Genomic DNA, 23,468 nt, shown 5'->3' with positions numbered 1-23,468 from the left:
CTCCCTCTGTGTCAGACTAGTTGCCGCCTCGATAGGATCTGAAGCGAGGGGGCGATAAGGAGACGACAGAGATGGCGAGATACGGACAAGCGATGAAGGATCGGGTTCTGGGTAGGCTGTTGCCACCGGAGAGCGCGGCGATCGAGGAGGTTTCGCGGGAGGTCGGAATTTCGGTCACGACCCTCGAGCGTTGGCGGGCAGAGGCGCTGTCCAGGCCCGCTCGCGAGCGGGCCTGGACAGCGGCGGCGCGGCTGCAGGCGGTGATCGCGACGGCGGCGATGGACGAGACGCAGTGCAGCGCGTGGTGCCGGGAGCACGGGTTGTATCCGAGCGAACTGGCGCGCTGGCGGGATGAGGCGACGCAGGCGCTGGCCGATCCTGGCGAGGCCCGCGCGCGGCCGGCCGAAACGCGCGCCGACAGGCAGCGCGGCCTGTCGGTGTCGCACAACAAGATCGGCGATCTGCTGACGGCGCAGGGGGATCTGGCTGGCGCCAGCGCGGCATTCCGGGCGAGCCTCGCGATCCGCGAGCGCCTGGCGGCGTCCGACCCGGGCAACGCCGGCTGGCGGCGCGACCTGTCGGTGTCGCACGTCCAGATCGGCTACCTGCTGACGGCGCAGGGCGATCTCGCCGGCGCCGGCGCGGCGTGCCGGGCGAGCCTGCGATCGCCGAGCGCCTGGCGGCGTCCGACCCGGGGAACGCCGAGTGGCAGAAAGACCTTAGAATAATCCTCAGCCGTGTCGGTGACGTTCTCGCGGACCAGGGGCCGCACGCGGACGCGCTGACCTACTTCGAGAGGTCGCTGGCGATCGCCGAGGCGACCGGAGAACGGGACGGCCAACGGCGAACTCTGCAAAACATGGGCGTGGCAGCGCAACTCGCCGGCAACACGCAGCGGGCCGCGAGCTGCCACTGGCGGGCAAGCGAGCTGGCGGTGGAAGTCGGCGGCCGGGAGCAGCAGGCGATCGCCCTGTTCAACCTCGCCGACTCGCAACACTCGCAGGGCGACCTCGACGCGGCCGAGCCGCTCTACCGCCAGGCGCTCGAACTCGATGAACCCTTCATCGACTTCAAGTGCCTCCTCGGTCTCGCGATGCTCTGCGGCGAGCGCGGTCAGGATTCTGAAGCGCACGAAACCTTCGCGCGCTGCGTCGAAGTCTGTCGCGAGCGGCTGCAGGGAGCGACGACGCACTACCCGGCGTATGCGCTGGCGATCGCCCTGCTGGGACTCGGCAAGCCGGATCAGGCGCTCGCCGCATTTGCCGACGCACTGCGGGTCAACGCCTCACCGGGCGCGATCGACGCCGCGCTGCTCGACATCGGCGTGCTGCAGCGCGGCCGTTCGCCGATCGCTGGTGTCGAGCAGGTCCGGGAGCGCCTTCGTCGAGCGCTACCCGCTGCACCGGGGGATCCGCCTGTCGATGACGCGGTGCTACCCGCGGTCGGCCGCAACGACCCGTGCCCTTGCGGCAGCGGCCGCAAGTACAAGGATTGTCACTGGAAGCTCGCATGAATCCTTCCCGTTCCCGCGTCTGGCTGGCGTGGTCGCACGAGGCGACCACGGCTCCCCGCCGTTGCGGGTATCGGCGCGTCGCCGCCCGCCAGCGTTGGCGGTGGGATCGATGCCCCCTGGTGCACAGAGCGCCGCGGCCTGGGCGTTTACGGTCGGCTCCGGCTGGCGAAACTCCTTCCTCTCTTCCACGAGGAGCATCACGATGAAACTCCGCCTCCCTTCCTGCAGCGCTGGAGTCGTTCTGGCGCTCGGCGCGCCGTGTGCGCTGACCCTCTCGCTCAGCGGATCGGCGATCGCCGCCGCGCCGAGGGACAACGCTGGCGAGCACTTCGGCTGGAAGTTCGAATACGACGACGGCAACCGCGTGACGAAGCTCACCGACCCCGCCGGCCGGGAGACGCGCATCCAGTCGAGTGCCGGCACGAGCAGGTCGCCGGCGCGCTCGAGCAGCTCGGCATAGCGAACCGCCCAGTCGTCTGCGTCGATGAACACGTTGCCCAGCGTGACGTACGAGTGATAGCCAATCCCCGCGCTCGCCAGCAGCCCGCCGATCCCTTTGGCCGGATCCCTGGCCAGACTGTACGAGCCGATGCTCGCCCGGTCCGGACGCAAGCGGACGTCGACCACGGTCTGTACCCCGTGCTCGAGCAGTGCGCGAACCAGTTCCGACGGCGACCGACCGCCGTATCCGATGGTGAACAGTTTCATCCCTTGCGATCCACGCTGCGCGGCCCCGATGATCGCGCGCGCCATTCTTTCGCGTCGCCGATGACGTTGAAACCGCGCGACGCGGGAGCGTTCCGGTCTTCCGGCAGAAAGCCGTCAATGAACCCCATTGTTCCACTGAATCGCTCCCCGCGCGCGGACGCTCGACCTGCCGTTGCTGTCGGAGCGATGGACATCGTCCCGGCCGCGTGCTCCGCTCTCGTCGATCTCCGGAAAAAAACCGCCCCCCGAACAATTCGGCGAGAGGGCCGGAACCCGCTCGGGTCGAGCGGTTTCGCGTGGAGCGCAGCCGCCGGAGGCGGCGAGTGGCGCGCGAGCGGCCGGTCGTCTCGCCCCGGAACGGGGCCCGATCCGGTGCTGCCGTCGCCACGCCTCCAGCGAGGCGTCGCGTCGAGCGCCTTGCCCAACTGTCCCGAAGGAGGAACGAGAAATGAACGAGCGACCATGTCACCCGACCGGATCCCGATTCGACCCGGCCGAGTTCAATCGCGACAACTACGAGCGCGTTTCGGCCGGCCTCAACGACGCGCTCCGCCGCATCGAGAACGACCATGGGCTGCCTGCCGCACTCGAGGTTCTCGAAGCGCAGCAACTGGATGTCGGCTTCATCCAGGATGATCTCTCGCAAGTGCAGCGCTACCGCCTGATCCATCCGTCGGACCCCGGGCACGTCTTCACCGCGCAGTTCAATCCACGGCGGACACTGCGTCACGCGGGAGCCGGCCGATCGTCACCGCCCAAAGGCTCGACAGCGGAAAACGGCGGCTGCTTCCTCTGCCGGGAGAACGTTCGCTGGCAGCAGCGCGGCATCGAAGTCGGCTACGACCTCCGCGTGGGCGAACGCGACTACATCGCCTGGATGAACCCGTTTCCGCTGATGCCGATGCACGTGACGATCGCTCGCCGCGACCACGAGCCGCAGACCTGGGTTCGCGACTCCCCCGGTGCGTCGTCGCAGACGATCCGCCAGATTCTCGACGATCTCCTCGACCTGACCAGCCGGCTGCCGGGCTTCGTCGGCTTCTACAACGGCGAAGGAGCCGGCGCGACCATCCCCGGCCACTTCCACTTCCAGTTCTTCAAGCGGCCCGAGGGGCAGGAGTTCGCTCTCGAGAGAACGGCGAGCATTGCCGCTGCAGAGGTGCACCGGCATCTTCCGCTGGTGATCCGCAAGTACCCGATCAAGGCCATCTGTTTCTCGGGAAGGCGCGCGGACATCGTGCTCCAGGCAAACCGCTGGATCGACCAGTGGACGAGCCATTACGAGAGCAGCCGCGCGCTTTCGGCGAACATGATCGCCCAGCGCGCGCCGCAGGACGGGGATTCCTTCCACCTGTTCTTCGTGCCGCGCAACCGCCTCTACTCGCACGCGCCGGGGATCGCCGGCCTGGTCGGGGGTCTCGAGGTGCTCGGCGAAATGGTTTTTTCGACCGATGAAGAGAAGGCGCGTCTGGTCTCTGGCCAGATCGACTACCACTCGGTCGTGCGCATTCTCGCTTCGGTCGAAGCCCCGGGGGTCAGCGAATTCCTCGACACGATCCAGCCTTGACCGGCACAGGGCCGAACGAGGCCGGCAGGGCCTGCGCCGGGACGGCGGCGCAACCCCTGCGGCAGCGGACGGCGCTCAGCCATCCGCTGCGTCGGGGCGGGGCGCTTCGCCCGGCCCGTCCCTGGTTTCCCGGAGAATCGCCTGCAACGCGCAGATCTGGCGGCGCAGCCGTGCCACTTGCTCCGGAGCGAACAACTGCCCGAACATCGCCGCGGTGATCTCGAGTTCGAGCAGCCGCGACTCGGCCATGATCTCGGTCAGACGCGTCAGCCGGCCGATCGCCAACTCGCCACTGCGGGTCATGTCTTCGACCTGCCGCAGGCCGAGCGCGGCAGCGACGTGCTAGAACAGGATCTGCAGCGCTCCCTCGGCGTGCGGTATCGCCTGGTTCTGGCGCAGCGTTCGCGGCAGGTCCCGGACTTCGACGCCGTCGAGGTACGACAGCAGGGTGCCGCGCTGGCGACCGCTGAGGATGTCGGTGTAGAAGCTGTCCCACTCGTAGCGCACCCACCTCGACTCGATGTTTTCCGGCGAGGTGGCGACGACGACGAGGACCGCAACCTCATCGAGGACCTGGTCGATGACCTGCTTGTACTGGGCCTGCCCCGTCCTGGCCAGGGATTCCTCGGCCAGGAAGCAGCGGACTCCCCGCGCGCCGAGGAAGTCGAAGACCTTGCGCGCAAGCAGGCTGTCGCGGGTCGAACGACCCTGATCGTCGGTCTTGCGATACGACAGGAACACGTCGAACTGCATCGTCGATCCTTTCCCGGCGCCTTCCGGCAGGGCACCGTCGTCGGCCCGCTGCGCGCGAGCCGCTCCCGAGCCTGCGACCACGTGCGGCGGCAGACCTTCCGGCCGGCGCAAACATCGTACCGCGGGGCGAGCGATGCGGCCGCCACCCGCGCCCTCCTTCACCTGCGTCCTCGTCCCCCACGCCGGTCACGCCCGGCGAGCGGTCCCGGATCCCGATTCCGCTGCGCGCGACTCCGTGAATCACGGCGAAACGGGCGGCCACGCCGACCCGCAGCCTGGGGGCGGCAAGAGGGTGAGCGTCAGCCGTTCTTGCCTCCCGCTTGCGGCCGATACACCTCGATCCCGGCCCGCGCCAGGATTTCCGGAAAGGCGCGCACGCCGATACGGTCGTATTCCTTGATGCGTTCAGGGAGTTCGCTCCACGGCACGAGGCAGTCGTGGCGTTTGCGCGCATCGTTGCGCGGCCCGAAGCGCCAGTCATTGCGCAGCCGCTCGACGTTCCAGCGGCCGTGTTCGAGTTCGGCCATCCTCTCGATTTCCGCGTCGGTGAAGTCGGCGAAGATCGCCGGCGAGGCGCTCTCGCGAACGGCGAAGCCGGCCGCTTCGAGGATCCCGACCGACGAACTGGCCTGGTCCTCGTTCGCCAGGCGGTAGGTCCCGGCGAGCTCCGCCCACGGCTTCATGTTGTCCGGCAGCCGACCACTGCTGTGGGCCACATAGTTGTCGTGGAAGGCGCGCGCCATCGGCTCGAGGACCTCGGGCGCGAAGCTGCGCGACTTCGCTGCGACAAAGGCGCGTGCCGACGCCCCGTCGAGCGGCAGCGGCAGGAGGTTCGGCGCCGCCGACCATGCGGGATCGCCGAGGAAGCGGTCGGCGGCTCCGCCACTGCCGACGACGAGACCGACGCCCGCGCCAAGGGCAACGGCGAGCGCGTATTCGAAGGCGCTCAGCGGGCCTCCGCCAACGCCGAGCAGGAGGACCTTCCGTGGGTCGACTCCGTCGTCGAGCAGGTCGTGCCAGCTCTTCAGGATCTGGTCGGGACTGAAGCGCACGCCACCGCAGACGATCAGCCGGTCGTAGCGCGCATCGCGCGGGGCGTCCTGCGGCAGGTGTTCGGGGATGTAGCCGACGAGTTCGAAGTCCCGGCGGCCGGCAGCGACCAGGGTAGCCTTGATCGCGCCGACGCAGCCGGGTATTCCGCTGACGGTGCCGCCGGAGACGACCTTGCCGGAGAACGCTTCGAGCGCACCGTGCAGCAGCGGTTCGATTCGCTGGCGGGTGTCTGCGTCGAGGCTCGCCGCGCCGCCGGCGATGAAGAGCACCGCTGACGTCGCGGTCGCGCGCTCCGGCAGGGTGGCGACGCGCCGGGCGAGCGCGAAGACTCCGTCGGCCCAGCGGTGTTCGTCGGCGGGATGTTCGCCGTAGTGCAGCTGGCGTATCCACTGCCGTTCGTCGTCGATGCGTTCGAGCGGACTGGGGTAGGTGCCCGAGAGGGGATAGCGCAGGCCGCTGCAATAGGCTTCGAGCGCTTCCTGCACGCAGGGCGAGAGCGCGGGTCGCGCCGGCTGCTGGGCGCTGCCGGACGCTTCGCCACAATCGCCCAGCAGCAGGTGGAGCCGCCCGGCGGTGAAGTGGGCGAAGGGCACTTCGATACCGGCTCTGACGTGCGCCCGGCAATGGCCGATGGCCTGCCGAATCTGGGTGCACACCGATGGGGTGAGCGAGCCACGGGAGAAGCGCCGTTCGTAGCCGAGCAGGTCGGCGAGGTAGTACGGGCTGTCGGGTTCCTGGGCGTGTGCCTGGGCCTTGTGCTCGCGGGCTTCGGGCTCGCGACCGGGAAGGACTTCGTACGCCCAGCCGAGGTCGGCGAGGATTCTCCCGGTGAGGCTCCCGCGCCGGCGCAGGTCGGGGACGAAGGGCTGCGCGGGGGCACGGGCGAAGTCGAGCGCTTCGTGGAGCAGCGCGAGGCCGCGCCGGTAGCGGGGATCGTCGGGGACATGGCGGTGCGTCCGGCACTGCGCCAGGCCAAGGCGGCGGAGGATTTCGCTGCGCTGCGCGCCGGTCTCGTCGCACACGGGGTCGAGGATGCCGACGACACTCTCCGGGTCGCCGGCGACGGCGAGCAGACGGGCGAGTCTCAGGGCCAGCCGTGGCTTGTTGCGCGGGTCGGGTTCGTGCTCATAGAGCAGACGCTCGACGGCGATGAGGCCCTCGACTTTGGCAAGCGGCGCGGTTGCCGAGTAGTTGGCGATCAGCCCGTCGATTTCGTGGACCATGCGATCGAAGTTGCGGTCGCCCTCTTCCATCAGCGCGGCGAGCAGCGCACCGGAACGCCGCAGTTCGAGCGAGAGGGTGAAGGGGTTCTTGTACAGCCGGTCGTGGAAAGTATCGGCCCAGGCGTGCTGCAGCCAGGTGCGCACCTGCAGTTCGGCTCGCCGGTCGCCGATCGCTTGCCATTCTTCGTCACCGATGCCGAGCACCGAGGTTTTCTCGGGCAGGATCTGGACGATGTAGTGCAGGTCGCGGTAGCCGAAGCTGTCTTCGCTGAGCTGCAGCGCCTTGTCGTCGCGCTCGTGGATCACGAAGTGGCTTTCGATGAACTCGCGCACCGCGGCGACCTGCTCGAGCGTCTGGACGATGACCCGCGCGCCGCAGAGGTCGGTGAACTCCTGCACGGCGTCCTTGACCTTCGGGTACTTGCGCGCGCACTTCTCGGCGAAGCTCGAGAGGGTCTTGGCACGCGCCTGCACCGAGGCTTCGGGCAGTGCGACGCGGCAGGCGTTCTCGAGAACGCGCCGGAGCACTCGGGCGTAGGTCTCGTACTGCGCGACTTCTTCGCGATACGCCTCGATCTGCTGTCGATGCAGTTCGGACGGGATGGTCTCGGGCTGGGTCATGGGACCTCCGCAGGGATGGTCGTCAGGCGAAAGAAAAGGATCGGGGTGCACCCGCATCATAGCCGAAACCCCATCGGCAACGGTTGCGGACTGCAGCGACGACCTCCCGTGACGCACCCCCAACGCCGACTTTGGCGGCTGCGGCGGAGCGGGCTCGGGAAGAGCGTGCAACGGTCAAGGCCGGCGCGTCGCTTCGCGGAAGCACTACGCTGCCGCTACGGTGACCGGTTCGCGCCCGCTGCCTCGAGACCGCGGAGCAGTCGCTCGAGGTCGCTTCTGAGCTGCGTGAACTTCCCGTAATAGAGGCAGCGGTGCGTGCTCACGTCGAAGTGCAGGCTTTCCCCCTTGCGCGCCAGAAAGATCACTGGCCGGCCATGTCCCCATGCATAGCCAACCTCGAGATACACGTTCGGCCGCGCTCCGCTCAGATCGGCGATGACGATCGACGCCGTCTCGATCGCCTGGCGTATGCGCAGCAGGATGTCGCCAGTGAAATGCGTCTCGTCGACTTTTTCGCAGATGAATCCGCAGTTGCGCACGGCCGGGTAGATGCCGAACTCGTAGACGTTCTCGAACTCGTCGGAGTACGGCATGGCCACGAAGACGCGTTTCTTCTCGAGTGGCGCACCGTCGCCCCGGTCGAGTCCTCCTGAACCGGCCTGGACCCCTGGCGACGGACGATCTGTCGGCGCCCGGCGGCCGGTGATCTCGCGGGCGTCGTCGCTGTCGGCGGCAACCCGCTGCGGGCGCTTGAAGCTCGCCAGCGCAGCCAGGAGCGTCCGCTGCTCGCGCTCGCTGAGCGTCAGGAAGACGATCCGCTCGAGCGCCAGCGGAGGCGCTTCGGCGAGTCCCTCTTCGAATCCGCGGATCAGGCACTGCAACGACTCTCCACTGTCCAGGCCGTAGCCAGGGCCGTGAACGGTCGTCGTCACAGTCCGCACCGGGAGTTTCTCCTGCCCGACGATGCCAATGAATTCCCGGGCGAACTTCTGCATCTCGCGGTAGCCGAATTCGAAGAGTCGCGGCGTACCGAGGAACATGACCCGCGATGGGGCAATCACTCCCCGGGTCTCGACGAGCTTGAAGCGCGCGGGTGAGACGGCCAGATCGCTGTCGGCGCAGATGCCCGACGCGAGCAGCCGCGAGGCGATGGCGCCATCGGCGCCGTAGAACTTCTGGGCATGCTTGAGGAGCAGCAGGTCGCTCTCGACGTCGGCCACGTCGCCGATGCGGACCTCGTATTGCAGGCTGTTCATCGATCCTCGCTCGGCTCAGGGGTGGTTCGGACGGTTGGACGATTCACCAATATTGTATCCCGCCCTCGCGAGCGAAACGGTTTCAGGTGTTTGACGCCATCCTCCCGGCACGCCGCACTCCCGCTGCGACGCCCGTCGAGAGCGACGCCGCGCCGACACCCGGCGCTGGCCGCAGCTCGGTGAACGGCGCCCCGCATTGCATGACCTGCTGATCGTTTGCTTCAACGAGCTGTGACCCTGAAATGCCCCTGCTGCGGCGCGGCGGAATTGATCGACGACACGCGCGACATGTCCCGAGCGTAAAACGGTGAGACCACAACCATCCCAGCGGTGAAGGGTGACTTCTGCCCCGCTTGCGGCGAAGTCGTCCTGATTCCCGAGCATCGCGACCGCTACAGCGAGTTGATCGGGATTTCCAAGCGCCAGGTGAATGCCGCCCACGTTGATCCTGCCTATGTCGCCCGGGGCCGAGAGACCACCCGACCATTGGCATTTCTCTCCTCGCCGACTTCCCGTCTCCGGCAAGGTGTTGTATCGTGTTTGCGCTGGCGTCGGCAGCCCAGCCGGCGACTCCACGCTGACGGAACTCCCGCAGCACAAGCGCCTTGACGACCGCCATGCCCCGACGACCGAGCCCCATGCCCCTCCCGTCGCGCACGATCCGGCCGTCCGTCGGCTCGCCGTCTGCGGATGTCATGACCGAGCGCAACCTCCTGCAGGCCGGGGTCCTTCCCAGGCTGCAGCAGCGGTGCATCTCCAGCGGATGGCGCTTCCCTCTGACAGCGACCTGCCTCTTCCCGTGCCCCCGCGGCGCCGCGGATTCGTGCCGGGCCGCGATCGTTCACGCTGGCGGTCAGGCACAACAGGAGCCGAAGCCATGAGCCGCATCTTCCTGAGCTACGCCCGCGACGACGACGAACCCTTCGTGCAGCGGCTGTACGCCGACTTCGTAGCCGAAGGCTTCGACGTCTGGTTCGACCGCGTCTCGATGCCCTCGCGCGGGCTGACCTTTCACCAGGAGATCCGCGACGCGGTGGCCGCCTGCCACCGCCTCGTGCTGGTCGTCGGCCCAATGGCAGTCGCCTCCGACTACGTCACCCAGGAATGGCAGTTCGCCTACCTCGCCGCCGGCCGGACCGTCAACCCGATCGTGCGGCTCGATGGCCGCTCGCCATCCGGCGAGGCGATCGACGGCTACGCACTGATCCCCGAAGACCTGCGCCTCCTGCACGCCGAGGACTTCCGCCGCGACGAGCAGTATGCGCAGGCGCTGGCCGGCCTCGTGCGCCAGTTGCGGGAGCCCCCGGCCATCGTCGGCAAGCTCGTCGCCGTGCCCGAACTGCCACCGGGCTACCGCGCCCAGCCCGAACGACTGCGCGCCGTGCGCGACATGCTCCTGCTCGACCTGCGCACGCCGGTGGTGGTCACCGGCGCCGCCGCGCGCGTCGGGCTGCAGGGCATGGGCGGCATCGGCAAGAGCGTCCTGGCCAACGCCGTCGCGCATCACCCCGAGGTGCAGCGCGCCTTTGCCGACAACCTCTACTGGATCAGGCTCGGCCAGCAGGCGCAGGTGGAAGACCTGCAGCGCTGGCTTGCGCGCGAACTCGGCGACCGCGGCGAATTCACCGGGCGGCTGGCCGGCCGGGAACTCCTGCGCAGGCTTCTCGCCGAGCGCGCCGTGCTGCTGATCCTCGACGACGTGTGGCAACGCGAGGATGCCGAGGACTTCAACGTCATCGGTCCGCGCGGCCGCATCCTGCTGACCACGCGCGACGCCGGACTGGTCACTGCGCTGGCTTCACGCGAGCACCACTACCAGGTCGCGCTGCCTACGCCTCCTCAGGCGCGCGAACTGCTCGCCGCCGCCGCCGATGCCGGCCCCGAAACTCTGCCACCCGAGGCAGACGAGATCTTGCGCCTGACCGGGAGATTGCCGCTGGCGCTGGCATTGTGCGGTGGCATGGCACGGGCCGGGGTGCCCTGGCGGCACGTCGCCGAAGCGTTGCGCGAGCACGACCTCGAGTTCCTCTCCGACGAGCATCCCGGTGAAGACCAGCACCGCAACGCCTGGGTGGCGATGGACGTCAGCGTGCGCGCGCTGCGCGAATACGAGCGCAAGCGCTTCGCGGAGTTGGCCGTCTTCGCCGCTGGCGCCAGCGTTCCCGAGGCAGCCGTGGCCACGCTCTGGCAGCACACCGCCGGCTACCGTGAGCGCGACAGCGCCAGGCTGCTCAGGACGCTGATCGAGCGTTCGCTGCTGCAGCGCCCGGCCGACGGCGCGGGCTTGCACATTACGCTGCACGACCTGCTGCAGGGCTTTGCACAGGGCATGGCGGAGAAGCAGCACGGCAGCCGCGAAGCCTTGCACGAGTTGCTGGTGCAGGCCTACCGCGGGAAGTGTGAGGCGGGCGATTTCGCCAACGGGCCGGACGACGGCTACTACCTGCAGCACCTCGTGCGGCACCTGCTCGCCGCGGGCCGGCTCGATGACGCCGTGGAACTGCTCGACGGGCTGCGCTGGATCGACGCGCGCCGCCTGGCCGGGCAGGCCTTCTGGTTGATCCAGGACTACGCTGAAGTGATCGGCGCGCTGCCGGAGGCCCGGGCGGACATCGAGGAAGAGGCGCGAGCGCTGGCGAGGCTGGTCCACTGGGGAGAGGCGATGACGGCGTATGCACGGCAGTGGAGCCGCCGCCGCGACTACCAGGCCGTGCACGGCTGCTGGCCCGACGATCGCGAGCCGGTGCTGCCCGAACCGCCACCCAGCGCCCGGATGTGGACCGACGAGGAGATCGACGCCGAGTGCCGGCGCATGATCGGGCAACCGACGCGGCTAGACCGCTTGCGGCAGTTCGAGGGCTTCGTCCGCGGCGAGGTGTATCCGCTCGACCAGTTCGGGAAGATGGAGGGGTTTGCCGCGCAACACGCCGTCGGCACGTATCCGGAGGGGCCGGTGCACGACGCCGCGATGGCAGCGCTTGCCGCATCCCAGGCGCCGGCGCTCGTGCGGCGTTGGCCGCCGGGCAGCAAAGCCAATCCGAAGCCCGCGCTGCTGGCGACGCTGCGCGGCCACGACGATAAGGTCAGTAGCGTCGCCATCACCGCCGACGGCCGGCGCGCGGTGTCGGGCAGTGAGGACAACACCGTGCGCGTCTGGGACCTCGACACCGGCCAGTGCCTGCGCACGCTGAACGCCGCCGACCACTTCGTCGGGAGCGTCGCAGTGACCCCCGACGGCCGGCGCGCGGTGTCGAGCAGTGACGACAACACCCTTTGCGTGTGGGACCTCGACACTGGCCAGTCCCTGCGCACGCTCGCCGGCCACAAGGCCTGGGTCGTGGACGAGGGCATCGCCTACACCGGGGTCTGGCTCTCGGTCTGGAGAGTCGCCCTCACCCCCGACGGCCGGCGCGCGGTGTCAGGCGGTTACGACAAGACCCTGCTCGTCTGGGACCTCGACGCCGGCGAGTGCCTGCGCACGCTGCGCGGCCATCGCAGCTCGGTTGCGAACGTTGCCCTCACCCCTGACGGCCGGCGCGCTGTGTCGGGCAGTCGCGACAACACCCTGCGTGTGTGGGACCTCGACACCAGCGAGTGCCTGCGCACGACGCTGCACGGCCATTACGGAATAGGCAGCCCGAGCGTCGCCGTCACCCCCGACGCCCGGCGCGCGGTGTCGGGGGGTGGCGACATGACCCTGCGCGTCTGGGACCTCGACAGCGGCCAGTGCCTGCGCACGCTGAACGCCGCCGACCACTTCGTCAGGAGCGTCGCAGTGACCGCCGATGGCCGGCGCGCGGTGTCGGGGGGCGCCGACAAGACCCTGCGCGTCTGGGACCTCGACAGCGGCCAGTGCCTGCGCACACTGAACGCCGCCGACCACTGGGTCAGCAGCGTCGCAGTAAGCCCCGACGGCCGGCGCGCGGTGTCGGGCAGTGAGGACAACACCGTGCGCGTCTGGGACCTCGACACCGGCCAGTGCCTGCGCACGCTGCATGGCCACGACGACTGGGTCCATAGCGTCGCCCTCACCCCCGACGGCCGGCGCGCACTGGCGATCAGTGACATTTGCACCCTGCGCGTCTGGGACCTCGACAGCGGCCAATGGCTGCGCACCCTGCACGGCCACGAAAGCCCGGTCACGAGCGTCGCCCTCACCCCCGACGGCCGGCGCGCGGTGTCGGGCAGTCGCGACAACACCCTGCGCGTGTGGGACCTCGACACCGGCCAGTGCCTGCGCACGCTGAACGCCGCCGACCACCGGGTCAGCAGCGTCGCAGTAACCCCCGACGGCCGGCGCGCGATCTCCGGCGGTGACGACAGTACTCTGCGCGTGTGGGACCTCGACACCGGCCAGTGCCTGCGCACGCTGAACGGCCACGACGACTGCGTCTATAGCGTCGCCCTCACCCCCGACGGCCGGCGCGCGGTGTCGGGCTGTTACAAGACCCTGGGCGTCTGGGACCTCGACAGCGGTCAATGTGTGCGCACGTTGCACGGCCACGACGCGTTGGTCGCGTTCGAGAGCGTCGCCCTCACCCCCGACGGCCGGCGCGCGGTGTCGGGCAGTCGCGACAACACCCTGCGCGTGTGGGACCTCGACACCGGCCAGTGCCTGCGCACGCTGAACGCCGCCGACCACCGGGTCAGCAGCGTCGCAGTAACCCCCGACGGCCGGCGCGCGATCTCCGGCGGTGACGACAGTACTCTGCGCGTGTGGGACCTCGACAGCGGCCAGTGCCTAGGGGGCTACCTATGCGGCTCGGCAGTCAAGGCGGCTGCAACCGGCATGCATGGCAACCGCATCCTTGCCGTGACGGACCTCGGCGAGGTCGTGATCCTCGTCGCCGAGAACATCCCGGCCGGCCCATCGATCGTCACCGCACCGCGCGCCGGCGCCAGCCGTTGCCCCGACTGCGGCAGCGAATTCGAGCCCGACCGGGCGATCCGCTCGGCCATCGAGTCGCTGACCGCGTCGCTGACGCCAGACCAGTCGCCCTGCCTGTCGCTGCCCGACGCAGCCTTCGCCGACCCCCGCCTGTCGAGGCACTGCCCCCACTGCGACTCGCCGCTGCAGTTCAATCCCTTCTTCAGCGACAATCCATCCAACTGCCGATGAGGTCGACCCCGCCTTCTCGATCGACCCCGTTCTCGAGGCCCATGTCCATATGGGTTACGGGCGCGACTCCCAGGCCGAGGAGATCCTGCTCGACACAAAGCACAAGGATCCTGGACGCCACGCCATCCATCTCAAGCTGCTCGAGATGTACTTGGCGCACACGGATCCAAAGCCCTTCCTGGCCCTGGCGCAGGAGCTTCGCGCGGCGACCGGCGGCGTCGGCGCGGATTGGGAGAAGGCTGCCAGCATGGGTCGCCAACTGGCGCCGGACAATCCCCTTTTCGGGAACCCGGCGAGCCATGGTTGATTCTGACGGCAAAAGAAGGAAGAAGGAGAAGCCTCTCGCTGTGCGAGTTGCTGCGCCGCAGCATTCGCTCTCGGGTATCAGATCAAGCAGCAGCGAGCCAGGTTCGATTGCTTCCCCGCACCTCACATCAATACCGGTCTGCCGCCTTCAAAATGGCTGAGAAACAGATCGTGGACCAGGCGGATTTCAGCGAGCGTCTTCGGATCGTAGTCCGAGTCTTCGCCCGCGACGCGGGCGATCAACTGGCTGACCTCGATGACGCTCCACTCCAGACTGGGCAGGACCGACTGTCGCTTCTGCAGCAGGCCAAACCACTGCCGGTGGCGGGACGGTGGCGGCGGCGGTTGCCTCAGCAGCGCCGCGAGACACCCCAGCCACGCTGCGATGACCTGGCAACCAGGGGTCCGGAACTCGCGCCAGCACTCGGCGGCAGAGGCGAAGGCTTCCTTGTAGCGACCGGCGCACAATGCGGCCTCAAGCAGCCCGAGTCGTGCCTGTTCATCCCCGGGATCCAGCAGCACCGCCTGGCGAAAATCTCTCTCGGCGGCAAGCAGGTGGCGCTCGGCCGCCTCGCCGTGAAGATAGGCCGCACGGCTGGAGCGCACCCCAGCTCGCCACTTGAAGGCCGCGGCAAGCGCTGGGTCACGCTGGATGGCCGCCGAGTAGTCGTCCTCTGCACCGGCCAGGTCACCGCGCACACGGCGTGCCAGACCGCGCGCCATATAGGCGTCGACCAGTTCCGGATCCGCGTCGATCGCCTGGCTCGCCAGGGTTTCCGCCGTCCGCCAATCCCGCCGTTCACAGGCCATCCGCGCATTCAATGATGCTACGCGTGCCAGCTCTTCATCAGTTCGGTTCATCGTCGCCCCCTCAATCGACTTCGGCGAGAGACTGCAGGCGGAAACATCCGTCCCGCGCATCATCGAGCTCCGCGAGCAGGCGGCCGCGCTCGGCTTCGGCAAACAGGCGCAGTTCGAAAGCGCGCGCGAGCAAAGTCTTGGCCGCGTTGTAGCAGGCGTTGACGCCCGCCTTCGGACTGGCTGCGCTCCAGCCTTCCAGGCAATCCTCGAGGCGCTTCAAGGCATCGCCAAGATACCCATCACGACACCCGGAACCGAGCTGACAGGCGCGCATCGTGCGCGCGAAAGTCTGCGACCACTGGCGGACGGCGTCCGCGTTGGCGGCGACAAAAAGCAGTGTGCCGTGCGGCTGACGAACGTCATAGCCATGCTGCGTCGGCAGTTCGATCGGGAAGCGCTGCATGCCACCGATGCCCACATAGGTCACGCATTCACCGCCATTGAAGTTCTTCAGGGTCGTCTCGAGTTCGCCGTTTTCGTTGAGCCGCATGCCGATCACGGCCATCGGGAAGTCGGTGTTCACCGCCATCTCGATCGTTCCAAGATAGCGATAGCGCGAGCTGCCGTAGGCCGCGCTCACTTGCCGCTCGGATTCCGGGACCTGCTGGATGAGCTCCACTCTGAGCACCCCGCCGCGATAGGTGAAATCCTGTTCGCACGGCTCCAGGCGACCGCAGTCGCCCATCACCGAGTCCGGGGCAACCAGAATGCGCGCCTCGCGCCGCAGCGAGCGGCCCGCGCGTTCGCTGTCCGAATGCAGCCTGACCCCGACATAGCCATAGCCGTAGGGGTGGCGATTGGTCGTCTGGCTCAAGCGATACTTCGCCGCACCCACGGCCACCGCCAGCATCGGGTCCAGCCGGGCGCCACCGTCCAGTTGCTCGATGATCCTTGCATTGCGATAGAAAATGCCGCGCAGCGTCGCAACGATACAGGGCATGACCGAGGGGCCGCCGACGAGGAACAGGTGGTCGATCTCATCGGCCTGCCAGCCGGCGCCCTCGATACAGGTCCGAACCTGATGCGCCAGCGCGCGCAGCAAGTCCGGTGCTCCGCGCAGCGCCATTTCAACCTCGCCGAGGTTCAGCAGGTAGTGTTGCGCCTGCCCGGCGATCACGACATCGATCGCGGCAGCCGCCTCTGTCGACAAGCGCACTTTGGCGCACTCCACGGCGCGCCTGAGCGCGAATGTTTCCGTGTCATCGGCGGGCCGCCTGCCAAGTACGGCGAGGACATGCTCGACGAGGCGATCATCGAAATCGAGACCGCCGAGATGGTTGTCGCCGGTGTTCTTGCGACCGACACAATGGAGGCCACTCGGTCCGGGGGCGACGCGCGCGATCTCTGCAGCCGAAACGTCGAGCGTCCCGGCACCGATATCCACGCAGAGCAGACGCGCCGGCCGCGGAGTCAGCGCCACATCGGCCGCCAAGGCCGCCGCCACCGGCTCCGGCACGGTCTGAATCTGGCGAAACCCGGCCAGCTTGGCCGCTTCCACCGTGGCACCGACCTGAATGCTGTCGAAGAACGCCGGCACCGACAGCACCACGTCGGTCATCGACACGCCTGTCTGGTCTTCGACGACGCTACGAATATGGCGCAGGATCGCCGCGCACACCTCCTCCGGCCGAATCTGCCGCCCGCCGATCTCGAAAACGCAGCGCCCGGTTTCGCCGTCGGGCTCGATGGGCACGATGAATCGTTCCAGTTCGCCCTCCTCCAGCGCCTCCCGGTAGCTCTTGCCGAGCAGGCGCTTGACGCCGCAGACGACGCGCCCTGGCGTTCTGGCGGCAAGCGCCTTCGCTTCGGTGCCAACGGCACACACTTCACCGTCCTCGTCGAAGGCGACATAGGATGGAAAGGGCTTGACCCGCTCGAGCGGATCCAGCGCCTGTCCCACCGCCGGGGCGTCGTTGACTGCCCGGATCTCGCCGGTCGGGGAAAGAATCGCTGCCGCCGAGTTGTAGGTTCCGAGATCGATACCGAGAATAGGGTTCATTTGAATCTCCTGTCAGTGGTCAAGAAGGTGGCCGCCATGCGAGTCAGTGCGCCGTCGGCCGGAACTGGTGGTAGAGCGCTTGAAAGGCTTCGTGGACCTCGAAAGCCAGCGCCGTGCAGCGGTCTGGGGGGCCGCCGGTGGCGCGCAGCGATTCCAGGTAGCGATCGACCTCGGTGATGCACCAGGTCGCCGACGACAGTCGACACAGCTTGCCGCTGCAGAGAAGGTCATGGTGCTTCCTTGCCGCAGGCTCGCGCCCCAACAAGCCGTTGGCGACGCCAGCCAGCCACGCCGCCACTATCCGGTAGCCACCACTGGCGACGCTCCAGGCGCTCGCCGCATTGCCCACTGCTTCACGGTATCTGGCCAGGCAGAGATCTACCTCGGCCAGATCCAGCAAGGCGGTTGCCGACTGCGGGTTGAGCCTGGCAGACTCCTGAAACGCCCGGTACGCGCCTGTCAGCAGTTCGCTGCGGGCAGGGCCGGTGCACGCAGCGGCGCGCAGCGTGGTGGTACTCGCCAGCAGCCTCCAGCCGTCGGGATGTCGTGGGTCGCGCTGGAGCAGTGCCCGGAAATCGTCCGCCGCTTGGTCGAGCCGCGCCGGATCCGTGCTGTCCAGCAGGCGGCGCAGCCTGCCCCGCACGTAATACGCGCGCGGCAGTTCGGGCCCGATGCGAATGGCTTCATCGGCATGCCGGATCGCGTCTACAAGGCTGCCGATCGCCTCGAACTGATCGGCTCGCCGCAGGCACTCGGCGTACCGCGCCTGCAGCAGAAGTGCGTCAGTGCCCATGGCTTTCCTCCAGAACTCTTGTGACGAATCCAATCGGGCGGAAAGCGACCCGCGCTTTCCCGAGATCTTCGATCGCCGCGACGAGTTCCTGGCCGCTCAGCCTCGCCTCGCCCGCGTTGAAATCGGCCCGCCGCAGCGCCGCCAACCCGGCACGGCGCACCACCTCCGCCAGGTCCGCTCCCGACAGCCCGGCGCAGCGATTCGCCAGGGCCCCGAGGTCCAGTGCTTCGGCCAGGGGCTTGCCGCGCAGGTGCACGGCAAGGATGGCGGCGCGGTCTGCGGCATCGGGCATCGGGATCTCGATCAGTTCGTCGAATCGCCCTGGCCGCAGCAGTGCCTCGTCGACGAGATCCTTGCGATTGGTCGCGGCCAGCACCAGTACCCCGTCGCGCGCCGCCAGCCCATCCATCTGCACCAGCAGTTCCGCCAGCAGACGATCGGCTGCCTCGTTGCCGGCCTGGCCCCGCCGTTCGCCGACGCTTTCCAGTTCATCGACGAAGACGATGCACGGCGCCATCTGGCGGGCGTTCTGAAACAGGTCGCGCACGCGCGCCTCGCTGTCGCCGAACCACTTGCTGAGGAGGCTGGATGCGCTCGCTGCGATAAATGGCAGGCCGCTGCTTGCGGCGAGCACGCGCGCCAGTGCCGTCTTGCCGCAGCCGGGCGCACCGTGCAGCAGGATGCCCCGCGGCGAGCGTATGCCGAATTCGGCGAAGGGCTCGGGATCAATGAGGATGCGCATCGCTTCGCGCAACTGCGCCTTTGCACCATCGATACCGCCCAGGTCCTCCCAGGTGGTATTGGCCCGGTCGACCGGATCACCACGCAGCGCTTGCGGGCAGACGACGCCGCGTGCTGCGTCGAAGTCCTCCTGCGACACCGCGAGGTCTTGCAGGCGGCCGTCGGCGCGCGCGATCGCCAGGCGCGCTGCCTCATGGCACCAGCGCTCGAGGTCTCCCGCATGCCAGCCACTGGTTCTCGAGGCCAGCGTATCGAGGTCTACCGGGCCCAGGGGCAGCGTTGCAACGAACTGTTCGAGCAGGGCCTGGCGGGCTCGCCGATCGAGTGCGGGAATGGCGACTTCAAGGTCGAAGCGCAGCGCCTCGGCGATCCCTTCCCGCCCTGCACCGCTGGTGCACACCACCAGCACGTCGCGCCGCGCCAGTTCTACGGCCAGCGCCGCAAGGGCAATCCGGTCATGGTTCGGTACCGCGTCCCGGGTCGCTTTCGCCAACACCTCGAGATCCCTGATGACCAGCACGGCGCCACTGTCCCGCGCAGCACGAAAGCGGGCGCCGATGGTACCCGCGAGTTGCCACGGCGCCAGGGCGAGCAAGGTATACGCGTCGATTACCACGGTGGAGCGCTGCAGTTCGGCCGCCAGGGCTTGCGCCAGCGAAAGCCGGCCCGAACCGCGCGCCCCGGAGATGAGCACACATTGCGGAAGCGGCACGCCAAGCTGACGGCAGGTCTTCGCGTTGCGATGAGCGTGGATGATGCGTTCGAGCGACCGCACAGCCGGACCATGAAACTGCCCGAGAGCGGACAATCGGTACGGCGACACACCGTCAGTGGTCGTCGCCGCGAGCACACGCGTGCGGCTGGTCTCACCATAGACCGCCAGCTCCTGCGGTCGCACCTCGAGCACCCGCAGCACGATCTGCGTTCCATTCGGGCCGCTGAGGAACTTTGTCTGCCCGGTGGCGAGCGACTGGTGCTTCAACTGAGCGCGACAGGCGTGCGCTGCTTCTTCCTCGGTGACGCTGCCGGTGACGAGCTGCAGACACACCTCGTCGGCAGCGCCAGGGCTCATCGCCGCCACCTCGATGCTCGTCCCCTCGCCGACACCGAGGTCTTGTCGCAGCAAAGGGTCCACCAGCAGTTCGGCCGTCTCGCCCCAGCCGATCGCCTCGACCAGGCCGCCGACGGCGCGTCCGGTCTCCAGCGAAGTCATGCGCAGATACCGCGGCGGCATCTCTGCGCCGTGGCGGGTATCCGAGGGCTTCAGCAGGCGCAGGCGAACCAGCGAGGTGCCGGCACGGTCGGCAGCCGCATCGCGGATGGGAAAGAGAGGAGGCAGGCTGCTCATGATCGCCTCGCCCCCACAGGAACTCCTCCCCTTGCAAGGGGGAGACAGGAAGGGGGATGGGGGCAAGGGGACTGCACCGTGCTGTGCGTCATGGCCCCACCCCCTTCCCGACCGTTCCAATCGCAAACGTCACTGGCGCGACCTTCCCCCCACGAGGCGACGGAACGCCCCGGGGCCAGGATGCAGATTCCCGGAACACACCCAAGTCTTCCCGCCAGATGGCCCGACGCCGGCGGAGATGCTACCGCCAGCAGTTCCCGCTTCGCCCCACCAGCAATCCCAGATACTTCAACCATCGTCTGGCCCTCCGCATTCGTCCAGCGCCGTGGCCACATGCAATCCAGGAAGCACGGTCCAGCCGACGCCGAATCCCGGCCGTACCGAAGCTCCCCGCAACGCGTCTTCGCGGCCCTCTTGTTATATCGGACGAAAGGCAGGATATTCCGGCGCCTGCCTGCGCAACCCGCCGCCTCGGACTCCAGGCGACCGCCGAATGCGGAGCGGACTCGACCAGTCCCTTCCTGCTCCGCGCCGGAATAGCCTCCCCGTTGATCTGGTAGGTGAGATGGCCGGACGACGGCGTTGTCGGGGATGACATTGGGCAACAGTCGATATCGCCAGCCGCAGCGCCCGGTACGCCTCCGGTCGACCATTTCGCGAGAAGAAAGCCCTCTGGGGCGCTGCGCTTCCGCGTCCCGTCACCACACAGCCAAAGCCGAGGAACCACGATTACCCAGCCAACGGCAACACTCAACGCCGAGAGCGTCATGCTTTGCCTGTGGGCACGACGCCGCGTCGTCGCACGATGCCGTCGCCGGCCGTTTCCTCTGCTCCGGCGTGATCGTCTTCAGCCCGGTGTTCGCCGCCAGCAGGCGAAGCTGCCGCTGGCTGGAGGCGACCAACGGCCAGCGCAACCCGATCGTGCCGCTGAGCCGCTCGGTGGAGGGCGCCGTCTTCCACTTGGCCAGGAATCAGGGCCTGGCGCCGGAAACCATGCGCTGGCAGGCCCTGCTCGTCGCCGCCGCCCTGCCCCACTGCGGCGCCGCTTTCACCCCGGTAGCGCCGCCAGCGTTCGCACTCGACGGCCAGGTGCTGGCGGCAGCGTCCCAGCAGGGCAAGGCGATCCGGCGAAGCCCGCTGATCACTTTCACGGACTCCCAGATACGACGCATCACCAGACTGGACTCGATGCCCGGCTGGATGGACAAGCGGGACGGCATGGCCTACTACTTCCCCGGGGCCGAGAGCCTCGCGGGCGAGCCGACCGAGCGCTACCTGGAGCTTGTCTCGTCGTTCTGGCAACGCTACCGTCTGGAAGGAGCCATGTCTGTCTTCCCGCTTCGGATGCCTTTCGTGTGTTGATCAAGCACATCCGGCTTGGCGAACAGACCGCCTCAGACGCAGACGGCAGATTCCGGTCGGCGAACAGCGTGCTCACTTCGGCCCGGGGAAAGGTGGCATTCACGGCCCCGCCCGACATGGAAGTCTTGGACGTTCGCTTGAGCGGGTCTCAGCCATTGATCTTCAGGGTGGCCCCCGATGGCTATGACTATCTGAAAGGCTCGGGAACCGTTCGCGGGCCAACGGGGAACAGCCATTCGTTCCCGTGAGCGAAACGCTCGAACACCGCCTTCTTGCCGCACGGTCTAGGATGACTGGTGGAGCCGGGAGCTGCTGCTCCCGCTGGCGAACTCGCGCTGTCAGAGAACGGAGCCGTGCCATCCACAGGCATCGCCAGCCAGCCCCGGCCGGGCGACCAGGCCTGCCGGGCGCTCTGGCAGCGAGACCCGGTGCGGAAAGTCGCGGGCCATGACTTGCCGGCCCCTGATGTTCCCAACGGCATGGCCATAACGTAGTCCATCCGGGGTGGAACCGCCCCCTGCCCCGCATTGCGCCCGACGGCGCGCGGTGCCGTTCTCGCAGCGGACCACCCGCCCCACAGGAGAGCACGATGACCACCGCGCGAGCCTGGCTCAGCCGGCCGATCTTCCTCACCAGCACCTTTCGCGACCTGCAGGCCGAGCGCGACTGGCTGGGGCAGCGCGTGTTCCCGGAACTGCAGGAACGGCTGCGCGGCCGGCGGGTGATCCTCGAACCGATCGACCTGCGCCTTGGAGTGGACACCGCCGCCATCGCCGACGAAGGCCAACGCGAGCTGCAGGTCCTGCAGGTGTGCCTCGCCGAAATCGAGCGCAGCCGCCCCTTCCTGATCGGCCTGATCGGCGAACGCTACGGCTGGATCCCGCCGCCGGAGCGCATGCAGGCCGCCGCCGCCGAAGCCGGCTTCACCGGCGAAGTCGCCGGCAAGAGCGTCACCGAACTCGAAATCGCCTACGGCGTCCTCGCCAGCCCGGCGCAGCAGCGGCGTTCCTACTTCTACCTGCGCGAGGCGCTGCCCTGCGGCGAGATGGACCCGGCGGTCGCCGCCGACTACGCCGAGACCTTCGCCTGCGACGCCGGCGCGCCCGAGCGCGCCGACAAACTCGCCGCGCTCAAGGCGCGCCTCGCCGAAGAACTCCCCGACCGCCTGCGGAGCTACCGCGCCACCTGGGCCGGCGAGACCGTCAGCGGCCTCGAAGCCTTCGGCGAACAGGTCCTCGCCGACCTCTGGCACGAACTCGATCGGGAGAGTCGCGACCGCATCGGCGCCCCGGCGCCGACCTGGCAGGAAAGCGAGCGCGAGACGCTGCAGGAAGGCCTCGACTGGCGCGCCAGCGGCTTCATCGGACGGCAGGCCGAAGTCGAACGGCTCGAACGCCTGTGCCTCGACCCCGGGTCAGACGGGCGAGCGCTGTGCCTCAGCGGCGAAGGCGGCGCCGGCTGCGGGCGGGACTCTGCCAACAGCCGCTCGCGGCCGAGGCGCTCGGGCGGCTGGGCGAGCGCTTCAACTTCGATCTCAACGACGCCCTCGCGCCGCGGGCGCCGCGGCGGTGTTTGCTCGAAGCGAGCCGCGGCGTGTTCGAGCATCTGACAACGGCGAACCCGGGCCACGCCGTCTGGCAGCGCGACCTGTCGGTGTCGCACCTGCGCACGGGAGACATGTCGTGGGAAATGGACGAGTTTTCGCAGGCAGCGGCTTCGTATGAGGCCGCTCTGGGGATCTTCGAGCGACGCACCCGCAGCGACGAGCACAACGCGCGCTGGCTGACCGGCCTGGCCTATTCGCGCCGCAAGCACGGCATGGCGCTGCGGCAATTGGGGCAGCGCGATGCCGCGCCCTCTTCGTTCGATGCCGCACGCGACATCTGCGAGCGCCTCGTTGCCGACTCTCGCGCCGACACACCTGCGCGCAGCGAGCTCGCGGTCGCTCACGTGTGTATCGCCGATGCGCTAAAGGAGTAGGGCGAGCTCAAGGCTGCGCTCACTGCCTATCGCGAAAGTCTGCGGCTACGAGAGTCCTACGCTGCGCAGGATGGAACCTTCACGGTTTTCCAGAACGACATCTCGATTTCGAGCGAGCGCGTTGCCGACCTGCTGCTCACCCAGGGCGAGCTTCTCGAGGCCGCCGGTCTCACGCGTCGGAGCGTCGAGGTGCGCCAAGGCCTCGTAGACGCCTAACCAATCATGAGTGGGCCCACTCGCCCCCGACCATGAAAGCCCTGGGCAG

The 23,468-nt window shown here is 68.3% G+C and carries 17 protein-coding genes and 2 pseudogenes; 9 read left to right on the top strand and 10 right to left on the bottom strand.

The features are described 5' to 3' along the window. Positions 1-71: 71 nt before the first annotated feature. Together NFW05_RS08570 and NFW05_RS08565 are read left to right on the top strand one after the other, a co-directional pair. A pseudogene (locus tag NFW05_RS08570) lies at positions 72-428 on the top strand (transposase); the annotation flags it as partial. Between the two features lie 218 nt (positions 429-646). After that, positions 647-1,513, top strand: a complete 867-nt coding sequence (locus tag NFW05_RS08565; RefSeq protein WP_295305048.1) for a tetratricopeptide repeat protein — start codon at positions 647-649, stop codon at positions 1,511-1,513. On the opposite strand, the gene NFW05_RS08560 is transcribed toward NFW05_RS08565, so the two are convergent. Next, positions 1,433-2,221, bottom strand: coding sequence for a hypothetical protein (locus NFW05_RS08560; protein WP_295305046.1), 789 nt, complete (start codon positions 2,219-2,221; stop codon positions 1,433-1,435). The genes NFW05_RS08565 and NFW05_RS08560 overlap by 81 nt on opposite strands. Before the next feature lie 448 nt (positions 2,222-2,669). On the opposite strand from NFW05_RS08560, the gene NFW05_RS08555 reads away from it, so the two are divergent. Next, entirely contained in the window at positions 2,670-3,788 is a 1,119-nt protein-coding gene (locus NFW05_RS08555) for a DUF4922 domain-containing protein (protein ID WP_295305043.1), read from the top strand. Positions 3,789-3,863: 75 nt separating this feature from the next. Here the strand turns inward: NFW05_RS08555 and NFW05_RS08550 are convergent, their stop codons facing one another. The 4 genes from NFW05_RS08550 to NFW05_RS08535 form a co-directional block, all read right to left on the bottom strand. Continuing rightward, on the bottom strand, positions 3,864-4,091 hold the full coding sequence (locus tag NFW05_RS08550) for a hypothetical protein (protein WP_295305040.1): 228 nt from the start codon (positions 4,089-4,091) through the stop codon (positions 3,864-3,866). A gap of 39 nt (positions 4,092-4,130) precedes the next feature. Beyond that, complete coding sequence (locus NFW05_RS08545; RefSeq protein WP_295305037.1) at positions 4,131-4,541, bottom strand: toll/interleukin-1 receptor domain-containing protein; 411 nt, start codon at positions 4,539-4,541, stop codon at positions 4,131-4,133. 299 nt (positions 4,542-4,840) lie between these two features. Further along, the gene (locus NFW05_RS08540; protein WP_295305034.1) at positions 4,841-7,438 is read right to left on the bottom strand and encodes a RyR domain-containing protein; all 2,598 of its coding nucleotides are present in this window, start codon (positions 7,436-7,438) and stop codon (positions 4,841-4,843) included. Positions 7,439-7,653: 215 nt separating this feature from the next. After that, the gene (locus tag NFW05_RS08535) at positions 7,654-8,694 is read right to left on the bottom strand and encodes a hypothetical protein (RefSeq protein ID WP_295305031.1); all 1,041 of its coding nucleotides are present in this window, start codon (positions 8,692-8,694) and stop codon (positions 7,654-7,656) included. A 237-nt stretch (positions 8,695-8,931) separates the two neighbouring features. On the opposite strand from NFW05_RS08535, the pseudogene NFW05_RS08530 reads away from it, so the two are divergent. From NFW05_RS08530 to NFW05_RS08520, 3 genes and pseudogenes are all read left to right on the top strand, one after another. Then, a pseudogene (locus NFW05_RS08530) lies at positions 8,932-9,165 on the top strand (type II toxin-antitoxin system MqsA family antitoxin); the annotation flags it as partial. A 406-nt stretch (positions 9,166-9,571) separates the two neighbouring features. Further along, positions 9,572-13,813, top strand: a complete 4,242-nt coding sequence (locus NFW05_RS08525) for an NB-ARC domain-containing protein (RefSeq protein ID WP_295305028.1) — start codon at positions 9,572-9,574, stop codon at positions 13,811-13,813. Between the two features lie 49 nt (positions 13,814-13,862). After that, entirely contained in the window at positions 13,863-14,120 is a 258-nt protein-coding gene (locus NFW05_RS08520) for a hypothetical protein (RefSeq protein WP_295305025.1), read from the top strand. Positions 14,121-14,242: 122 nt separating this feature from the next. Here the strand turns inward: NFW05_RS08520 and NFW05_RS08515 are convergent, their stop codons facing one another. From NFW05_RS08515 to NFW05_RS08500, 4 genes are read right to left on the bottom strand one after another with little or no spacing between them, the layout of a single operon-like run. Further along, entirely contained in the window at positions 14,243-14,980 is a 738-nt protein-coding gene (locus NFW05_RS08515) for a tetratricopeptide repeat protein (protein WP_295305022.1), read from the bottom strand. Positions 14,981-14,990: 10 nt separating this feature from the next. Continuing rightward, positions 14,991-16,979 carry an Hsp70 family protein gene (locus NFW05_RS08510; RefSeq protein ID WP_295305019.1) on the bottom strand — a complete coding sequence of 663 codons (1,989 nt, stop codon included), beginning with the start codon at positions 16,977-16,979 and terminating at the stop codon, positions 14,991-14,993. A 43-nt stretch (positions 16,980-17,022) separates the two neighbouring features. After that, on the bottom strand, positions 17,023-17,772 hold the full coding sequence (locus NFW05_RS08505) for a hypothetical protein (RefSeq protein WP_295305016.1): 750 nt from the start codon (positions 17,770-17,772) through the stop codon (positions 17,023-17,025). Beyond that, complete coding sequence (locus NFW05_RS08500; protein ID WP_295305051.1) at positions 17,762-19,585, bottom strand: ATP-binding protein; 1,824 nt, start codon at positions 19,583-19,585, stop codon at positions 17,762-17,764. Before NFW05_RS08500 ends, NFW05_RS08505 begins: the two co-directional genes overlap by 11 nt. 1,113 nt (positions 19,586-20,698) lie before the next feature. On the opposite strand from NFW05_RS08500, the gene NFW05_RS08495 reads away from it, so the two are divergent. From NFW05_RS08495 to NFW05_RS08485, 3 genes are all read left to right on the top strand, one after another. After that, a complete protein-coding gene (locus NFW05_RS08495) occupies positions 20,699-21,223 on the top strand; it encodes a hypothetical protein (RefSeq protein ID WP_295305013.1) in 525 nt (174 codons plus the stop codon). Between the two features lie 589 nt (positions 21,224-21,812). Next, complete coding sequence (locus NFW05_RS08490) at positions 21,813-22,832, top strand: DUF4062 domain-containing protein (RefSeq protein WP_295305010.1); 1,020 nt, start codon at positions 21,813-21,815, stop codon at positions 22,830-22,832. Continuing rightward, positions 22,817-23,203, top strand: a complete 387-nt coding sequence (locus NFW05_RS08485; RefSeq protein WP_295305007.1) for a hypothetical protein — start codon at positions 22,817-22,819, stop codon at positions 23,201-23,203. Before NFW05_RS08490 ends, NFW05_RS08485 begins: the two co-directional genes overlap by 16 nt. A 45-nt stretch (positions 23,204-23,248) precedes the next feature. Here the strand turns inward: NFW05_RS08485 and NFW05_RS08480 are convergent. Further along, the coding region (locus NFW05_RS08480) for a hypothetical protein (RefSeq protein ID WP_295305003.1) at positions 23,249-23,468 on the bottom strand (220 nt) is incomplete at its 5' end.

The organism is Accumulibacter sp. (assembly GCF_023806625.1).
Lineage (GTDB): Bacteria > Pseudomonadota > Gammaproteobacteria > Burkholderiales > Rhodocyclaceae > Accumulibacter.
The sequence above is the reverse complement of the archived record's forward strand: the minus strand, read 5'-3'. Positions and strand labels throughout refer to the sequence as shown.